The 15,825-nt window shown below is 73.5% G+C and carries 11 protein-coding genes; 6 read left to right on the top strand and 5 right to left on the bottom strand.

Annotated features, from left to right (window positions below; genetic code table 11):
• Positions 1-16: 16 nt before the first annotated feature.
• From G9272_RS38295 to G9272_RS38270, 6 genes are all read left to right on the top strand, one after another.
• Complete coding sequence (locus G9272_RS38295; RefSeq protein ID WP_253268271.1) at positions 17-4,513, top strand: beta-ketoacyl synthase N-terminal-like domain-containing protein; 4,497 nt, start codon at positions 17-19, stop codon at positions 4,511-4,513.
• The gene (locus G9272_RS38290) at positions 4,510-4,836 is read left to right on the top strand and encodes an acyl carrier protein (protein WP_171400803.1); all 327 of its coding nucleotides are present in this window, start codon (positions 4,510-4,512) and stop codon (positions 4,834-4,836) included. The genes G9272_RS38295 and G9272_RS38290 overlap by 4 nt, the downstream gene beginning before the upstream one ends.
• A 3-nt stretch (positions 4,837-4,839) precedes the next feature.
• Entirely contained in the window at positions 4,840-5,655 is an 816-nt protein-coding gene (locus G9272_RS38285) for an alpha/beta fold hydrolase (RefSeq protein WP_171400802.1), read from the top strand.
• Complete coding sequence (locus G9272_RS38280; RefSeq protein ID WP_171400801.1) at positions 5,652-6,827, top strand: glycosyltransferase; 1,176 nt, start codon at positions 5,652-5,654, stop codon at positions 6,825-6,827. The genes G9272_RS38285 and G9272_RS38280 overlap by 4 nt, the downstream gene beginning before the upstream one ends.
• Positions 6,824-7,891: a class I SAM-dependent methyltransferase gene (locus G9272_RS38275; RefSeq protein WP_171400800.1), complete on the top strand. Its 1,068-nt coding sequence runs from the start codon at positions 6,824-6,826 to the stop codon at positions 7,889-7,891. The genes G9272_RS38280 and G9272_RS38275 overlap by 4 nt, the downstream gene beginning before the upstream one ends.
• A 98-nt stretch (positions 7,892-7,989) precedes the next feature.
• Positions 7,990-8,943 carry an alpha/beta hydrolase gene (locus G9272_RS38270; protein WP_171400799.1) on the top strand — a complete coding sequence of 318 codons (954 nt, stop codon included), beginning with the start codon at positions 7,990-7,992 and terminating at the stop codon, positions 8,941-8,943.
• A 158-nt stretch (positions 8,944-9,101) separates the two neighbouring features.
• Here G9272_RS38270 and G9272_RS38265 read toward each other — a convergent pair whose 3' ends face one another.
• The 5 genes from G9272_RS38265 to G9272_RS38245 all read right to left on the bottom strand — a co-directional run bounded on the left by G9272_RS38265 (position 9,102) and on the right by G9272_RS38245 (position 15,696).
• Positions 9,102-10,172 carry an Ldh family oxidoreductase gene (locus tag G9272_RS38265; protein ID WP_171400798.1) on the bottom strand — a complete coding sequence of 357 codons (1,071 nt, stop codon included), beginning with the start codon at positions 10,170-10,172 and terminating at the stop codon, positions 9,102-9,104.
• A gap of 19 nt (positions 10,173-10,191) precedes the next feature.
• A complete protein-coding gene (locus G9272_RS38260; protein WP_171400797.1) occupies positions 10,192-11,910 on the bottom strand; it encodes a thiamine pyrophosphate-dependent enzyme in 1,719 nt (572 codons plus the stop codon).
• A 13-nt stretch (positions 11,911-11,923) separates the two neighbouring features.
• Positions 11,924-12,784 (bottom strand): amidohydrolase family protein, encoded by an 861-nt coding sequence (locus G9272_RS38255; RefSeq protein ID WP_171400796.1) that lies wholly within the window; start codon positions 12,782-12,784, stop codon positions 11,924-11,926.
• A gap of 208 nt (positions 12,785-12,992) precedes the next feature.
• Positions 12,993-14,210 carry an L-2-hydroxyglutarate oxidase gene (gene lhgO / locus G9272_RS38250; RefSeq protein WP_171400795.1) on the bottom strand — a complete coding sequence of 406 codons (1,218 nt, stop codon included), beginning with the start codon at positions 14,208-14,210 and terminating at the stop codon, positions 12,993-12,995.
• Between the two features lie 37 nt (positions 14,211-14,247).
• The gene (locus G9272_RS38245; protein WP_171400794.1) at positions 14,248-15,696 is read right to left on the bottom strand and encodes an aldehyde dehydrogenase family protein; all 1,449 of its coding nucleotides are present in this window, start codon (positions 15,694-15,696) and stop codon (positions 14,248-14,250) included.
• Positions 15,697-15,825 lie beyond the last annotated feature (129 nt).

Below are 15,825 nucleotides of genomic sequence, written 5' to 3'. Positions count from 1 at the left end.
CGTCGCCATCGTCGGCATGGCGGTGCTGCTGCCGGGCGCCTCCGACCTGGACGCGTACTGGCGGAACCTGCGGGACGGCGTGGACGCGATCGGCGAGGTGCCCGAGGGGCGCTGGGACGCCGAGTACTACCGTCCCGGCACCGCGTCCGACCCGGCCGTCGCGGACCGGGTGTACGCGCGGCGGGGCGGGTTCGTGGACGGGCTGGCGGAGGTGGAGGTCACCCGGTTCGGGATCATGCCCCACTCGGTGGCCGGGACCGAGCCGGACCAGCTGATCGCCCTGCATGTGGCCTCGGCCGCCCTCGACGACGCGGGCGGCCCGGACCGGCTCCCCGACCGAGGGCGCGTCGGCGTCGTCCTCGGCCGGGGCGGCTATCTCGGTCCCGGCCTGGTCCGGCTCGACCAACGCGTCCGGACGGCCGGCCAACTCGTGCGCACCCTCGGCGAGTTGCTGCCCGACCTGACGTCCGACCAACTCGGCCGCGTGCGCGCGGCGTTCACCGAGCGGCTCGGTCCGGACAGTCCCGAGTCGGCGATCGGCCTGGTGCCCAATCTCGCCGCCTCCCGGATCGCCAACCGGCTGGACCTGCGCGGTCCCGCGTACACCGTGGACGCGGCCTGTGCGTCCTCGCTGGTCGCCGTGGACCAGGCGGTGGCCGAACTCGGCTCCGGGCGCTGCGACCTGATGCTCGCGGGAGGCGTCCACCACTGCCACGACATCACGCTGTGGAGCGTCTTCTCCCAGCTCCGCGCGCTCTCCCCCAGTCAGCGCAGCCGCCCCTTCCACCGGGACGCCGACGGCATCCTGATCGGCGAGGGGACGGGCGTCGTCGTCCTCAAGCGGCTGGCCGACGCCGAGCGCGACGGCGACCGGATCTACGCGGTGATCCGGGGCACCGGGGTGGCCAGTGACGGCCGGGCCGCGGGGCTGGTCAACCCCGATCCGGGCGGTCAGGCGCAGGCCGTCCGGCAGGCGTGGCGGGCCGCCGGACTCGACCCGGCCGAGCCCGGTTCGATCGGCCTGCTGGAAGCGCACGGCACCGCGACCCCGGCGGGCGACGAGGCCGAACTCACCACCCTCGCCGAGGTGTTCGGCCCCGGTGACGGTGAAGCAGTACTGGGGTCGGTCAAGTCGATGATCGGGCACACCATGCCCGCCGCCGGTGTCGCCGGTCTCGTCAAGGCCGCGCTCGCCGTCCACCACGGCACGCTGCTCCCGACGCTGCACTGCGACGACCCGCACCCCGCCCTGGCCCGCACCCGGTTCCGCACCCTGGAGAAGGCGGCCGACTGGGAGACCACCGAGCGGCAGCCCGTGCGCCGGGCCGCCGTCAACGCGTTCGGGTTCGGCGGGATCAACGCGCACGTGGTGCTGGAGGAGGCGCCGGGGACACGCGGACCCCGCGCGACCGCGCCGCCCCGTCCGGTCCTTGCGGTCACCGAACCCGAGCGTGTCCTGCTGCTCGCCGCCGACTCCCCCGCGCGCCTCGCCGCCCTCCTGGACGCCGACGACGACACCGTACGGGCCGCCGGACTCACCCCCTCGCATCCGCACCCGGCCGCGGGACCGGCCCGCCTCGGCATCGTCGACCCGACCGCGAAGCGGCTCGCCCTGGCCCGCCGCGCGGTCGGCAAGCGGCGTGCCTGGCACGGTCGCAGTGACGTCTGGTTCCGGCCGAGCCCCCTGCTGGGCGCCGACCGGGGCGGACCCGCGTTCCTGTTCCCCGGTCTGGAGGGCGACTTCACTCCGCAGGTCGACGACGTGGCCGCCCACTTCGGTCTGCCCACCGTGTCCGTCGCCGGGGACCGGACCGGTGACGTGGGCCGCCACGGTTTCGGTGTCGTCGCCGTCGGCCGGCTGCTCGACGCCGCGCTGCGCCGCTGCGGGATCGTGCCGGACGCGGTCGCCGGGCACAGCGTGGGCGAGTGGACGGCGATGGCGACGGCCGGGCTGTACTCCGGGGACGAGGTCGACGCGTTCATGGCGGGCTTCGACCCCGACTCGGTGACGGTTGCGGGGCTGGCCTTCGGTGCCATCGGCGCGTCCGCCGAGCGGGTCCTGGCCGCCCTGCGGGACGGGGGCCGGGCCACGGCGGGCCTGGTGCTCTCCCACGACAACGCGCCCGGCCAGTCGATGGTGTGCGGACCGGAAGCGGCGGTGGAGGACTTCGTACGGGCCTTCCGCGCCCAGGGTGTCCTCAGCCAGGTGCTGCCGTTCCGGTCGGGCTTCCACACGCCGATGCTGGAACCGCATCTCGCCCCGATCAAGGAGGCCGCCGACCGGTTCCGGCTGTATCCGCCGCACACCCCCGTCTGGTCGGGGACGACCGCCGCGCCCTTCCCCGAGGACGAGGCGGGGATACGGTCCCTGTTCGTCCGCCATCTGCTGGAACCCGTCCGCTTCCGGCAGCTGACCGAGGCGCTGTACGCGGCCGGACACCGGGTGTACGTCCAGGTCGGCCCGGGTCAGCTCGGCTCCCTCGTCGGGGACACCCTGGGCGGCCGGGACCACCTGGTCGTCGCCGCCAACTCCCCCCACCGCACGGGCCTCGCCCAGCTCCGCCGGGTGGCCACCGCGCTGTGGACGGCGGGGGCGGCGGTGGCGCCCTCCCTTGAGCCCTCGCCCGAGCCCTCCCTCGCGTCCTCCCCTGGTCCCTCCCCGGCGCCCGTCGCCGCCGCGCGGGCAGCACGGCCGCCGGTGCGGCTGGACCTGGGCGGCGCCCTGGTGTCCCTCGCGCCGCAGCGGCTCGCCGCCCTGCGGGCCGAGCTGCGCGCGCCGGTCCGTGCGGCGGGCCCCGTCGGTCCGTCACCGCTGGACGCCCTGGTCGAGGGTTCGCCGATGGCCGCCGAACTGTCCGCCCTGCTCCACGAGACGGCGGACACGGCGGCCGCCCTCATGACCGCGAGGGCCGCCGCTCCCGCGGCCGCACGGCGGGCCGGCCCGTGGCACAGCAGCGTCCGCGTCTCCCCCGACGCCATGCCCTACCTGCTGGACCACTGCTTCTTCCCCCAGCGGCCCGGCTGGCCCGAGGTCGCCGACCGGTGGCCGGTCGTCCCGGCGACGACGATCGTGCAGCACATCGTGGACGCGGCGGTGGACGCGGCCCGGGAGTCGACCCCCGGCACGGTGCCGGTCGCCGTGCACGGCGCGCGGTTCGAGGAGTGGCTCACCGCCACCCCCGCCGTCGACGTGCCGGTGACCGTGACACCCGAAGGCCCCGACCGGCTGGCCGTCTCCTTCGGCCCCCGGGCCCGCGCCACCGTCGAACTGGCCGCCGCCCACCCACCGCCCCCCGCCCCCTGGCCCACCGACCCCGGCGCCGAGCGCGCCCCGGACCACACCGCCGCCCAGCTCTACGACGAGCGCTGGATGTTCCACGGCCCGGCGTTCCAGGGCGTCACCGAACTCACCGCGATCGGCGACCGCCACGTACGCGGGGTGATCACCACCCCGCCCGCACCCGGCGCGCTGCTGGACAACGTCGGCCAGATCCTCGGCTACTGGATCATGGCGACCCGTACCGAGCGGACCGTCGTGTTCCCGGTCGGGATGCGGGAGATGCGCTTTTACGGACCGCATCCGGCGCCGGGGACCGAGGTGGGGTGCCTGGTGCGGATCACCTCGCTCACCGACGCCTTCCTGGAGGCCGACGTGCAACTCACGGCCGGGGGCGCGGTGTGGGCCGAGCTGTACGGCTGGCAGGACCGCCGGTTCGACAACGACCCGAAGACCCGGCCCGTCGAGCGCTTCCCTGAGCACCACACCCTGTCCGAGACCCGTCCGGGCGGCTGGCAGCTGCTGCACGAGCGGTGGCCTGACCTGGCGTCCCGCGAGCTGATCATGCGCAACTCCCTCGGTGGAGCGGAGCGTTCGCAGTACGCGGAGCACGCGCCGCGCGGGCGCCGGCAGTGGCTGCTGGGCCGGATCGCGGTGAAGGACGCGGTACGCCAGTGGCTGTGGGACCAGGGCGAGGGCCCGGTCTTCCCGGCGGAGCTGCGGGTGCGCAACGACGAGGCCGGCCGGCCCCATGTCACCGGCGTGCACGGGCGCGTCCTGCCTCCGCTGGACGTCTCGCTGGCCCACTGCGCGGAGGCGGGCGTCGCGATCGTCCGGCCGCACACGCCGGGCCCCGGCCCGGGGATCGACATCGAGGAGGTCACCGACCGCACCCCCGAGACCCTCGCCGCCGCCCTCGGCGAGGGCGAACTACGGCTGCTGCGCGGCCTGTCGGCCGGCTCCGGCGGCGCCAAGGCCCTGTGGTTCACCCGTTTCTGGGCGGCGAAGGAGGCCGTCGCCAAGGCGGAGGGCACCGGATTCGGCGGCAGGCCAAGGGACTTCACGGTGCTCGACGCGACACCGGCCGGCGACCGGCTGACCGTCGCCGGCCGCCTCGAACGCAGCTACACCGTGCACTGCGCACCGGCCGCCAACCCGCCCCGGCTGCCCGACCGTTCGTACGTGGTGGCCTGGACGACGGGACACCCGACCGCGAAGGAGTACGACGCCCGATGACACCCCCCACCCCCCGCACCCCCGTCACCGCCGACGAGAGGTCCGTCCTGGCCGATCTCACCGGCATGCTCACGCGACTCCTCCAGGACGAGTACGGCCTCGACGACATCGAGATCGACATGCAGACCACCTTCAACCGTGACCTGGAGCTGGAGAGCATCGACCTGGTCACCCTGGCCGGCCTGCTCCAGGAGCGGTACGGCGACCGGGTCAACTTCGCCGAGTTCCTGGCCGGCATGGAGTTCGACGAGATCATCGAACTGACCGTCGGACGGCTCGTCGAGTACGTCGTGACGAGTCTGAAGGCCGCGGAGGCGAGCTGAGTCATGGCGATGGTCGACACCGGCTCCGTCCGGTTGCACGTACAGCGGATCGGCCCCCGGCAGGGCCGGCCGGCCACCGCCACCGTGGTGCTGGTGCACGGTCTGCTCACCGACAGCCTGGCCAGCTACTACTTCACCGTCGCTCCGGCGTTCGCGGCCGCGGGCCTCGACGTGGTCATGTACGACCTGCGGGGCCACGGCCGCAGCGAGCGCCCCACCAGGGGCTACACGCTGGACGACAACGTCGACGACCTGGAGGCGCTGCTCGACCGGCTGGCGGTGACCGGACCGGTGCACCTGGTCGGCAACTCCTACGGCGGCACGATCGCCTTCGGGTACGCGGCCCGGCACCCCGAGCGGGCGGCGAGCGTCAGCCTCGTCGAGTCCGAACCGGCCACCGCCGCCTGGGCGGTGAAGCTCGGCGGGATCCTGGACCGGGTCGTGACCCAGCTCGCCCACAACGAGTCCGACGCGATCGCCTGGATCACCGCCCACCGCGGGCACAACACCGCCCGCTTGGCCAAGGGCGCGGCCCGGCTCGCCCGGGAGACCTCCCTCGGACGGGACATCCCGGCCAGCCGGGTGCTGACGGACGAGCAGATAGCCGCGGTGCGTTGCCCGGTGCTCGGTCTGTACGGCGCCGACTCCGATCTGGCCGAACTCGCGCCCTGGCTCCGGGCGGTGCTGCCGGACTGCCGGACCGTGGTGATCCCGGGACATGAGCACTCGGTCCTCGTGGAGGCCTCGGGGACGGTCGGCGGGCACATCCTGTCCCTCGTCGACGAGGCCGGGCGGGTGGCGGCGGAGGCGGCGGGATGAGCCGGTTCCTGTTCGTCGTGCCGCCGTTGGTGGGGCATCTCAACCCGGCCGTCGGCGTCGCCGCCGAACTCACCGCGCGGGGCCACCAGGTGGCGTGGGCCTGCGCCGATCCGGAGCTGGTCGGCCGGCTGGCGGGCCCAAAAGCCGGGGCGGTGTTCGCCTGCGGCGGGGCACCGCCCGGTGAGCGGCCCGCCGACCTGCGCGGTCCGGAGGCGCTGAGGTTCCTGTGGGAGTGGTACCTGCTGCCGCTCGCCGAGGCGATGGCGCCGGGCGTGCGGGCGGCCGTCGAGGCGTTCCGGCCGGATGTCGTCGTCGCCGACCAGCAGGCCTTCGCCGGCGCGCTGGTCGCGGAGCGGCTGGGCCTGCCGTGGGCGACCTCGGCGACCACCTCGGCCGAGTTCACGGATCCCCTCGCCGGGCTGCCCAAGGTCAGGGAGTGGCTCGACCGGCGGCTGGCCGGACTGCGGTCCGCGATCGGCGATCCGGCGGGCGAGGCCGACCCCCGCTTCTCGCCGCATCTCGTCCTGGCCTTCAGCACACCGGAGTTGGCGGGCGACGCGCACGGGGGTGTCCGCTGGGTGGGCCCGTCGATCACGGCCCGGCCCGCGTCCGCCGACTTCCCCTGGGAGTGGCTCGACGGCGGCCGGGCCACCGTGCTGGTCACGCTCGGCACCGCGAACACCGACGTCGGCGGACGGTTCCTCGAGGTCTGCCGGGATGTGCTGCGGGAGCGGGCCGACCGGGTGCAGGGCGTGCTCGTCGATCCGGGCGGCACGCTGGAGCCACGGGGCGACGACAAGGACGTGCTGATCCTGCCGTCGGTGCCTCAACTCGCCCTGCTGGAACGGTTGGAGAGGGGATCCGGCGCGGTGGTCTGCCATGCCGGGCACAACAGCGTGTGCGAGGCCCTCTGGCACGGGGTTCCCCTGGTCGTGGCCCCGATCCGCGACGACCAGCCGGTCGTGTCCGGACAGGTCACCGACGCGGGGGCCGGGGTGCGGGTGCGGTTCGGCCGGGTCACCGCGCGGCAGCTGGGCGCGGCGGTCGACTCCGTCCTGGACGAACCCGGATACCGCGCCGCCGCCGGCCGGATCCGTACGGCGTTCCGCGCCGCGGGCGGTCCGTCCGCCGCCGCGGCCCATCTCGAAGACCTCGCCAGGGAGTTCAGATGAGCGAAGAGAGCAAGCCCGCCGAGCGGATCGCCGAGGCGCGTCCCGCCTACCGGGCGGACATCGCCGCCGGCCTGGCCCGCTTCTTCGAGCCCCGCCGCACCACCTGCCCGTGGTGCGGCTCGGCAGCGCTGACCACCCGGCTGCGCACCACCGACCTGCTCCAGCACAAGCCGGGCCGCTTCGTCCTGGACCGCTGCGAGGGCTGCGGGCACACCTTCCAGAACCCGCGGCTGAGCGCCGAGGGCCTGGAGTTCTACTACCGGGACTTCTACGACGGGCTGGGCGAGAAGAAGCTCGGGGACACCTTCGGGGGCCGGACGAGGATGTACCGGGGGCGGGCCGGGTCGATGCTGCCGCACGACCCCGCGCCGAAGACCTGGCTGGACGTCGGCACCGGGCACGGTCACTTCTGCGCGGCCGCCCGGGAGGTGCTGCCCGGGACGACGTTCGACGGGCTGGACTTCACCGACGGTGTCGAACTCGCCGAGCGGGAGGGCCGGGTGGAACACGGCTACCGGGGCGCGTTCCCCGAGCTGGCGCCCGAACTCGCCGCCCGTTACGACGTGGTGAGCATGTTCCACTACCTGGAGCACAGCACCGACCCGGACCGCGAACTGCGCGCCGCGCACGAGACGGTGCGCCCCGGCGGGCATCTCCTCGTCGAGGTGCCGGACCCCGAGAGCCGCTACGCGCGGCTGCTGGGCCGCTGGTGGCTGCCCTGGCTCCAGCCGCAGCATCTCCACTTCGTGCCGGTGGCCAATCTGCGGGAGCGGCTCACCCGGCTGGGCTTCACGGTGGTGGCGGAGCAGCACGCCGAGCCGCACGACCCGGTCGACCTGCTGGCCGCCGTATGGCTGGCGCTGGACCACGCGGCGCCGCGCGACGACGCGCCGTGGCTGCCCGAGCCGCCGGGCGCGCTGCGCCGCACGCTGCGCGGGGCGCTGCTGGTCGCCGGGATTCCGGCGCTGATCGTGGGCACCCTGCTCGACCGGTTCGCGGTGCGTCCGCTGTCGCACCGGCTGGGCGTGTCCAACGCGTACCGGATCGTGGCCCGGCGCGACTGACGCGTGCGTGCGCGGGGGCCGCCGTGCTAGCTTTCGCGCCTGTCCCCATCATCAGGAATCCTGACGATGGACGGTGCCGCCCGACGAACGGAACCCGCATGTCCCTCCTGGCCAGACCGGCGGTGGCCACCCGCGCCGCCAAGACGATGCAGGGTCTCACCCGGCTGGCGAGCCGCCGCTCCGGCGGCCCCGGCTCCGCCGCCGACGGGCAGACCCGGTTCCCGGAGTACCCGCGCGCGGTGCGTGAGCTGACGGTGCCGACCTCCGTCGCCCCGGCGCCGGTCACGGTGTACGCGCCCCCGGCCGGGACGGCGACGCCCGCGCCCGTCCACGTCAACTTCCACGGTGGCGGCTACGTCGTGTCGATGCCGGAGCTCGACGACGGGCTCTGCCGGTGGCTGGCCGCCGAAGCGGGGGTGGTCGTGGTCAACGTGAAGTACGTCGTCGCCCCGCAGCACCCGTTCCCGGCCCCGCCGACGCAGGCCTTCGAGGTGGTGCGCTGGGTCGCCGAGCACGGCGCGGAGCACGGCTGGGACGGCGGGCGGCTCACCGTGGGCGGACAGAGCGCGGGCGGCGGACTCACGGCGGCCGTGGCCCGCCAGGCCCTGGAACAGGGCGGACCCGCGATCGCCCTCCAGGTGCTGCACTACCCGCCGCTGGACCTCGCGACCGGCGCGAAGGACAAGAAGGCGGCTGTCGCCAAGCCCATGCTGCGGCCCTGGATGGCCGAGATCTTCGACACGTCGTACGTGCCGGATCCGCGCGAGCGCGCCCACCGGTTCGTTTCGCCCGCCCATGCCTCCGACACCGCCGACCTGACGGGCATCGCCCCGGCGCTGGTCATCACGGCCGAGTACGACCTGCTCAGGAACGAGGCGACGCGCTACGCCGAGCGGCTGAGCGCGGCCGGGGCCCTCGTCGAGCACCACGACGTCACCGGAGCCGACCACGGCTACGACACCAAGGACGACGAGAGGGCCCGTGCCACCTACGCCCTGATCGCCCGCCACCTCAGGCAGGCGACCGGCTCCGGTACTTCCCAGGCCTCTTGAGAGGACCGGGACGCCGCGAGGCAGGGACGAGGCGAGGACGGAAGGGCGCATCCGCCGCACCGGACGCCACCCGGGTGGCCCGCAGACGTCGTCCGCCGCACCGGCGTGCCCGGCCACCCGCCCCTCCCCCGGTCGTCGCCCCGGGCAGCCACTGTCCCCTACCCAGCGGCTTCCGGCAGGGCGACGCCCAGCTTCTCGGCGCGCTCGGTCAGGTCGCGCCACACCTTGGGCGCCACCGGAACGCCCTTCTCCCCGCGGCCGGCGGCCACGGCGGCACTGCGCTCGCCGGGGTAGAACACGCCCTGCGCGCCGTCCGCGGCCGGGAGCCCCTTGAGCGTGTCCAGCGTGGCGTCCACGGACTCGGTGAAGGCGTCCGCGCCCCCGAAGGCGGCCGGGTCGACGGCGATGAGCAGGGCGTTCTGGCGGTGCTTGCGACCGGCCGGGTCGTCCGAGTGGAACGACGCGAAGATCGGCGCCCCCACGAGCACGCTGGTCAGCAGCTCGAAGGCGAGGGACATGCCGGAGCCCTTCGCCCCGCCGAGCGGGAGCGGCATGACCGCCTGCTCCGGGTCGGTGGTCGGGGTGCCGTCCTCGGTGGCGGCCGCGCCCTCGGGCAGCGGGGTGCCGCTCGCCTTCGCCTGCCGGATCCTGCCGAGGGCGATGGTGGCGGTGGCCATGTCCAGGAGCAGCGGCGCGTGCGCCGACGAGGAGTCGGTCGGGACGGCGATGGCGAGCGGGCTGGTGGCGACCGCCGCTCCCCTGACGCCGGTGTAGCCCATGTTCGGCATCCCGGCGACGAAGCCGATGCCGACCAGGCCCTGCTCGGCGATCTTCGACACGTAGTAGCCGATCGCGCCGGTGTGCACCGTGCGGCGTACGCCCACCGCGGCGATGCCGGTCGTCCTCGCCCTGGTCACGGCCTCGTCGGCGGCAGCGCTGAGGGCCACCGGGCCGGGGGCGCGGTCGGCGTCCAGGACGGCCGCGGCCGGGGTGCCGGACTCGAGCGTGATCCGGGCGTCGGCGTTGGCGACGCCCTTCTCCAGCAGGTCCAGGTAGGCGGGGACCCGGGCGATGCCGTGCGAGTCGACCCCGCGCAGTGCGGCCCAGACGAACACGTCGGCGGTGGTGCGGGCGTGTTCGGCGCTCAGGCCGCCCTTCTCGAGGAGGGCCGCGGAGAAGGTGCGCAGGTCCTCCGCGGGCACCAGGATCTTCGTGGGTGGGGTGGACATGGTGGCGGTGCCTCCTGGTTCAGCGGGTGACGAGGACGTCGACGACGGCGGTGGTGCCCTCCGCCACGGCCTTGAGGGCGCGCTCGAGGGCGGGCCCGAGCGCCTGTGAGGTGTCGACGGTCTCGGTGTGCATGCCGAACGGCTCGGCGAACTGGGCCAGTCGGGGCAGACGGTGCAGGTCGGTGCCGAGCCATTCGCCGGTCTCGGCGGCCGCTCCGTCGGGATAGAACCTGCGGTGGTTGAGGTTCATCGACTTGTAGACGCGGTTGTTGAACACCACGATCAGCAGCGGGAGTTCGTACGCCTTGCTCGCGTCGTACGACGGGACGACCGGGTTGTAGGTGAACGCGCCGTCGCCGATGGTGAGGACCACCGGCCGTTCCCCGGCGGCGAGTTTGACGCCGAGCGCGACCGCGATGCCCTGGCCGAGGCCACCCTGTACGTAGAAGTACGAGTCGGGGTCGGCCGTGCGCAGGTGCCGCTTGACGACGCGGCTGTGGGTGATGGTCTCGTCGACGACGATGCCGTCCGCGCCGTCGAGCAGCTCGCGCAGGGTGGCGGCGACCAGCACCGGGTCGACGCCCTCGGTCCGCTGCTGAGCCCTGGCCCTGGCCTCGGCGTCGGCGACGGCGGCCTGCTCGGCGGCGTGCCGCTCGTCCTGCGCGGTGCGCCGTACGGCGACGGCGGCCTCGTCGAGATCCTTCGCCCGCTTGGCGAGCTGGCGCAGGGTGTTGGCGACGTTGCCTTCCAAGTACCTGTCGGCGAACAGGACCTGGTAGACGACGTGCGGGCGCTGCGGCACCTCGTCGATGACGACGACCTGTGCCTTCGAGGGGCGGCGCGACGGCGGGTAGAACGGGGCGCGGCAGTTGACGAGGAGGATGAGGTCCGCCTCGTCCATCCACGGACCGATGTCGCTGCCCGCGTGCAGCGGGTGGGTGCGCGGGAAGTTGCCGCACACCGCGGAGTCCGGCTCGACGACCGGGATGTTCCAGGCCTCGGCGAAGGCGACGAGGGCCTCGAAGCCGCCCGCCTCACGGCCGGCGGTCTCGGTGACGACGACCGGGTTCCTCGCCTCGCGGATCAGCTGGGCGACCGGGTCGACCTCCTCGGGCGAGCTGTGCGTGGAGCCCGGCGGCACGAGGGGCTTGGCCTCGCGGCCGTCCCACTCCTCCAGCAGGATCTCCAGCGGGACGTTGAGGTACGCCGGGCCCGCCGGGGCCCGCCAGGCCAGCTCTGCCGCCCGCGTGACCATGGTGGGCAGGGTGTGGACGCTGGCGGCCTCGGTGGACCACTTGGTGAACGGGGTCGCGACGCCGTGCGGGCCGCCCACGATGGACAGGTTCCGGTACCACTGGCCGCCCGGATCCTGCCCGGGGCCGTCGCCGTAGGTGGTCGACTCCGAGGAGCTGACCACCATCGGGACGCCGGCGAGCAGCGCCCCGTGGACGGCCATCGAGCCCTGGAGCAGGCCGGGGGCCGCGTGCAGCAGCACGCCCTGCGGCCGGCGGCTGACCAGGCCGTAGCCGGTGGCCATGCCCACGGCGACGGTCTCGTGGGTCAGGTCCAGGTACCGCGGGCAGGGCAGTCCGTCCCGGTGGCGCCGGGCGAGGGACTCCCATACCGGGGCCCACTCGGACCCGGACGAGCAGAACAGGTAGTCGGCGCCGACGGCGTTGAAGGCGGTGACGAGAGCGTCTCCGCCGTCGGCGCCCGGTGAGCTGGTGGTGTCGGTCATCTCGCGTGGTTCCTCAGCCCTCGATCGGCCAGTTCAGGACCTCGGAGATACCGCGGCCCATGATCCACTCCAGCTCCTCGGGCGTGAAGTCCCAGTGCTTGGTGAACTGCTCGATGGTGTCGGTGTAGGTGATGCCGTGGCCCAGCAGGCGGGTGATGTCGGTGCCGTAGAAGCAGCGCTGCGGGCCCATCCTGTCGACCATCTCGCGCACGTACTTCTGGATGTTGTTGTTCGGGAACGGCTGCGTCGAGTAGCCGGGCAGCGCGGACACCTTGACGTAGATGTTCGGGTGGGCCGCGAGGTCCGCGGTCTCCGCGACCCAGTATCCGATCGCGTCGTCGACGCAGCGGGCCATGATGCCCATGTGGTCGATGATGATCTTCAGCTCGGGGTGCTTGGCGGCGATCTCGCCGAGCTCACGCTTCCAGATCGGGGCGTGGACCATGGTGGGAATGCCGAGCTCCGCTGCGACGGGCCAGTACCAGTCGTTGGTGCCGTCGATCATCCAGTTGCGGTCCTGGGGCCGGTGGAAGGTCAGCCGCGTGCCCTTGATGTGCGGGTTCTGCGCGAAGTCCGTCAGCATGGCCTTGCCCTCTTCGGGCTTGTTCTGCGGGATGCGGGCCATGATGCCGAAACGGTCCGGGTGCGCCTCACAGGCTTCCAGGGCGTAGTCGATGCGGTCGCCCTCCCAGGACGGCGGCAGGATCAGCGCGCGGTTCACGCCGGCCTCGTCCATCAGCTCGAGGGCCTCCTCGTAGGAGAAGGGGTCCTCGCGGTGGCCGTTGAGGCGGATCCGCTCCCGGGCGCCCGGGACCCAGGGGCGGTCCGGGGTCTCTTCCAGCCAGATGTGGATCTGCGTGTCGACGACGAACATGTCCCGTACTTCTTTCTCTCGGTAGGGCACGTGGTGAGGCGTTGCGGAGGGAACGCTAGGGGGCCGCAACGGCCTTGCGGAGCCCCTGGGAGCGCAAGCTGTTGTTGCGTGAAAGTGCGCTGTTCGCAGGGCACTTTCAGGTTGCGCGAGCGGTCGTCGAAAGCGGTTTCCGAGCCTGTTTTTCGCAGCCGGCTTCGCAACGTGTTTCTCAGCCGCTGCCGGAAGCGCGGTCGAAAACGGCTTCGACGATGTGCTCGGCGATCGCCATGGAGGCCGTGGCGGCCGGCGAGGGCGCGTTGCGGACGGCGGTGACCCGGCCCACCCGATGGATACGGAAGTCGTCCACGAGGGTGCCGTCCCGGTCCAGGGCCTGGGCGCGCACGCCCGCCCCGCCGCGTACGACGTCGTGGACACCGACCGCGGGGACGTACAGACCCGCGTCCTTCATGAAGGCCGCCGCCGAGAACGACCCGCGGTACTCCTTGATGCCCGTACGCCAGTGCTGGGCCGCCATCTTCCAGGCGCCGGGGTAGGCGGCGAGGCCGAGCAGGTCCTTCGGGGAGATCCGAGTGCGGGTGTACCCCTCCCTGGCCAGGGCCAGGACCGCGTTGGGGCCGACCTCCACCGAGCCGTCGACGCGGGGCGTGAAGTGGACGCCGAGGAACGGGTAGCGGGGGTCCGGCACCGGGTAGATCAGGCCCCGCACCAGGTCCGTCCGCTCCGGCCTGAGCAGCATGTACTCGCCCCGGAACGGGACGATCCGTGGTTCCCGCCGGTCCTGTGCGAGGCCGGCCACGGCGTCGGAGTGCAGGCCCGCGCACAGGATCAGCCGGTCCACACGCACCCGCTCGCGCCGCGGTCCGGAAGCCACCTCGATGCCGCCGGGCACCTCGGTGAGGGAGGTGACCGGGAAGCCCGTCCGCACCTCTCCCCCGGAGCCGACCACGTCGTCGGCGAAGGCACGGGCGATCGCCGGGTAGTCGGTGATCGCGGTGCGCGGGGAGTACAGGGCCGCGACACCCCCGGCGTTCGGCTCGATCTCCCGGATCTCCTCGCGGGAGACCTTCCGCAGGTCGGGCACATGGTTGTTCCTGGCCCGGTCGTAGAGGGCGTTCATCCGGCCGAGCTCGTCCTCGCGGACCGCCACGACCAGTTTGCCGATCTCGCGGTACGGCAACTCGCGGTCCTGGCAGTACGCACGCAGCAGGGCCACGCCCCGCACCGTCAGCTCGGCCTTGAGACTGCCGGGCGTGTAGTAGATGCCGGCGTGCACGACACCCGAGTTGTGGCCGGTCTGGTGGAGCGCGACCTCGCGCTCCTTCTCGAGGACCACGACCCGGGTGCCTGGCCTGCTCAGGGCGATCTCGCGGGCCGTGGCCAGACCCACGATGCCGGCGCCGACGATGCCGATCGTCTCGTCAGCCATCGAACGCCTCCTCTCTCTTGTCCGCTGCTCCCGATCGTCAGCCGCCGAAGTGCACGGCGACCGTCTTGACGCGCGTGGAGAAGCGCAGGACTTCCTCGCCCTGCTCCTTGTAGGCCGTGCCGGAGTCGTGGAACCCGCCGAAGGGCAGGTGGACGTCCCAGCCGGTGGTGGTCGAATTGACCGCGACCTGTCCGCACTCGGCCTCGTCGACGAAGCGGTGGGCGCAGGCCAGGTCGCGGGTGAAGACGGCGGCGGCGAGACCGAAGCCGGAGTCGTTGACCGCCTCGACGGCCGCGTCGAAGCCGGCGACCGCCCGCAGGACGAGGACCGGCCCGAAGACCTCCTCGCGCCAGATCGCCGTCTCGGGGGTGACGTCCCCGAGCACGGTCGGCTGCACATAGCAACCGTGGGCGCGCTCGCCCTCGGTGTCCGCGTGGCCGCCGGTGAGGACCGTTGCGCCCTGCTCGACCGCCCCGGCCAGGTCGGCGAGGACGCTGTCGCGCTGCTTGGCGCTGGACAGCGGGCACAGCGTGGTCGCCGGGTCGCTGCCCGGGCCGACCTTCAGCCGCTCGACCTCGGCGACCAGCAGCCGGGTGAACTCCTCGTACACCGGCCGCTCGACGACGACCCGGCTGGTTGCGGTGCAGCGCTGGCCCGCCTGCCCGAACGCAGCCGCCACGACGGCCTTCGCGGCGGCCGGCAGGTCGGCGTCCTTCAGCACCACCGAGGCGTTCTTGCCGCCCAACTCGCCCTGGAAGCGCACGTTACGGTCGGCGAGACGGCGTCGAATGCGGTTACCGACGGCGTTGGATCCGGTGAAGGTGATACCGACGATCCGCGGGTCGTCGAGGAGGGCCTCCTCGATCTCGGCGGTCCGGCCGGTCACCACGTTCAGCACGCCCGCGGGCAGTCCGGCGTCGTGCAGGGCGCGGGCGAAGTGCAGGCCGGAGACCGGGGTCTCGGTGGCCGGCTTGAACACGGCCGCGTTGCCGGTCGCGAGCAGCGGGGCGAGCTTGCGGGCGGGCGTGATCAGCGGGTCGTTCCACGGGCTGATCACCAGGATCACGCCGATCGGCTCGCGCTGGGTGTGGGTGCGGTGGTGGGGCCGTACGTCGTGCAGGAGGGTGCCGTACCCCTGACGGGCGAGACCGGCGTAGTACTCCAGGAAGTCGGCGGCCTTGAGGGTCTCGCCGGTCGCCTCGGTCAGGGTCTTGCCGTTCTCCGCCGTCACGTCGGCGGCGATCTCCTCGACCCGTTCGCGGATCAGCCGGGCCGCGTCGGTGAAGATCCGGGCCCGCTCGAAGGGGCTGGTGCGCTTCCAGACGGCGAACCCGCGCTCGGCGTGGTCGAAGGCACGGGTGACGTCCTTGGCCGTGAGGGCCGGAACGCGGGCGACGGGGGTACGGACGTCGGCGGGGTCGAGGACGTCGATCCAGTCGGCGCTCGCCACCCACTCCCCGCCCACGAGGGTTTCCAGGGTACGCATGTCGGGTCACTTCCTTTGTCGGCCAGGGTGCGGACTGTGACAACACACCACGTCAGGGCGGTGCCGCCAGCCCCGTGGCAGCAGGCATTGGTTGCGTCGCGCGCGGGTGGGCGCGAGCCTGATCCATGC

The sequence above is a fragment of the Streptomyces asoensis genome, from assembly GCF_013085465.1.
Taxonomy (GTDB): Bacteria; Actinomycetota; Actinomycetes; order Streptomycetales; family Streptomycetaceae; genus Streptomyces; species Streptomyces cacaoi_A.
The sequence above is the reverse complement of the archived record's forward strand: the minus strand, read 5'-3'. Positions and strand labels throughout refer to the sequence as shown.

Coding starts and splice junctions, on each gene's coding strand:
- G9272_RS38255 (WP_171400796.1), bottom strand. CDS start 12,784: ATGTTCGTCGTCGACACGCAGATCCACATCTGGCTGGAAGAGACCCCG.
- G9272_RS38275 (WP_171400800.1), top strand. CDS start 6,824: ATGAGCGAAGAGAGCAAGCCCGCCGAGCGGATCGCCGAGGCGCGTCCC.
- G9272_RS38280 (WP_171400801.1), top strand. CDS start 5,652: ATGAGCCGGTTCCTGTTCGTCGTGCCGCCGTTGGTGGGGCATCTCAAC.
- G9272_RS38285 (WP_171400802.1), top strand. CDS start 4,840: ATGGCGATGGTCGACACCGGCTCCGTCCGGTTGCACGTACAGCGGATC.
- G9272_RS38290 (WP_171400803.1), top strand. CDS start 4,510: ATGACACCCCCCACCCCCCGCACCCCCGTCACCGCCGACGAGAGGTCC.
- G9272_RS38270 (WP_171400799.1), top strand. CDS start 7,990: ATGTCCCTCCTGGCCAGACCGGCGGTGGCCACCCGCGCCGCCAAGACG.
- G9272_RS38295 (WP_253268271.1), top strand. CDS start 17: ATGGCGGTGCTGCTGCCGGGCGCCTCCGACCTGGACGCGTACTGGCGG.
- G9272_RS38245 (WP_171400794.1), bottom strand. CDS start 15,696: ATGCGTACCCTGGAAACCCTCGTGGGCGGGGAGTGGGTGGCGAGCGCC.
- G9272_RS38260 (WP_171400797.1), bottom strand. CDS start 11,910: ATGACCGACACCACCAGCTCACCGGGCGCCGACGGCGGAGACGCTCTC.
- G9272_RS38265 (WP_171400798.1), bottom strand. CDS start 10,172: ATGTCCACCCCACCCACGAAGATCCTGGTGCCCGCGGAGGACCTGCGC.
- lhgO (WP_171400795.1), bottom strand. CDS start 14,210: ATGGCTGACGAGACGATCGGCATCGTCGGCGCCGGCATCGTGGGTCTG.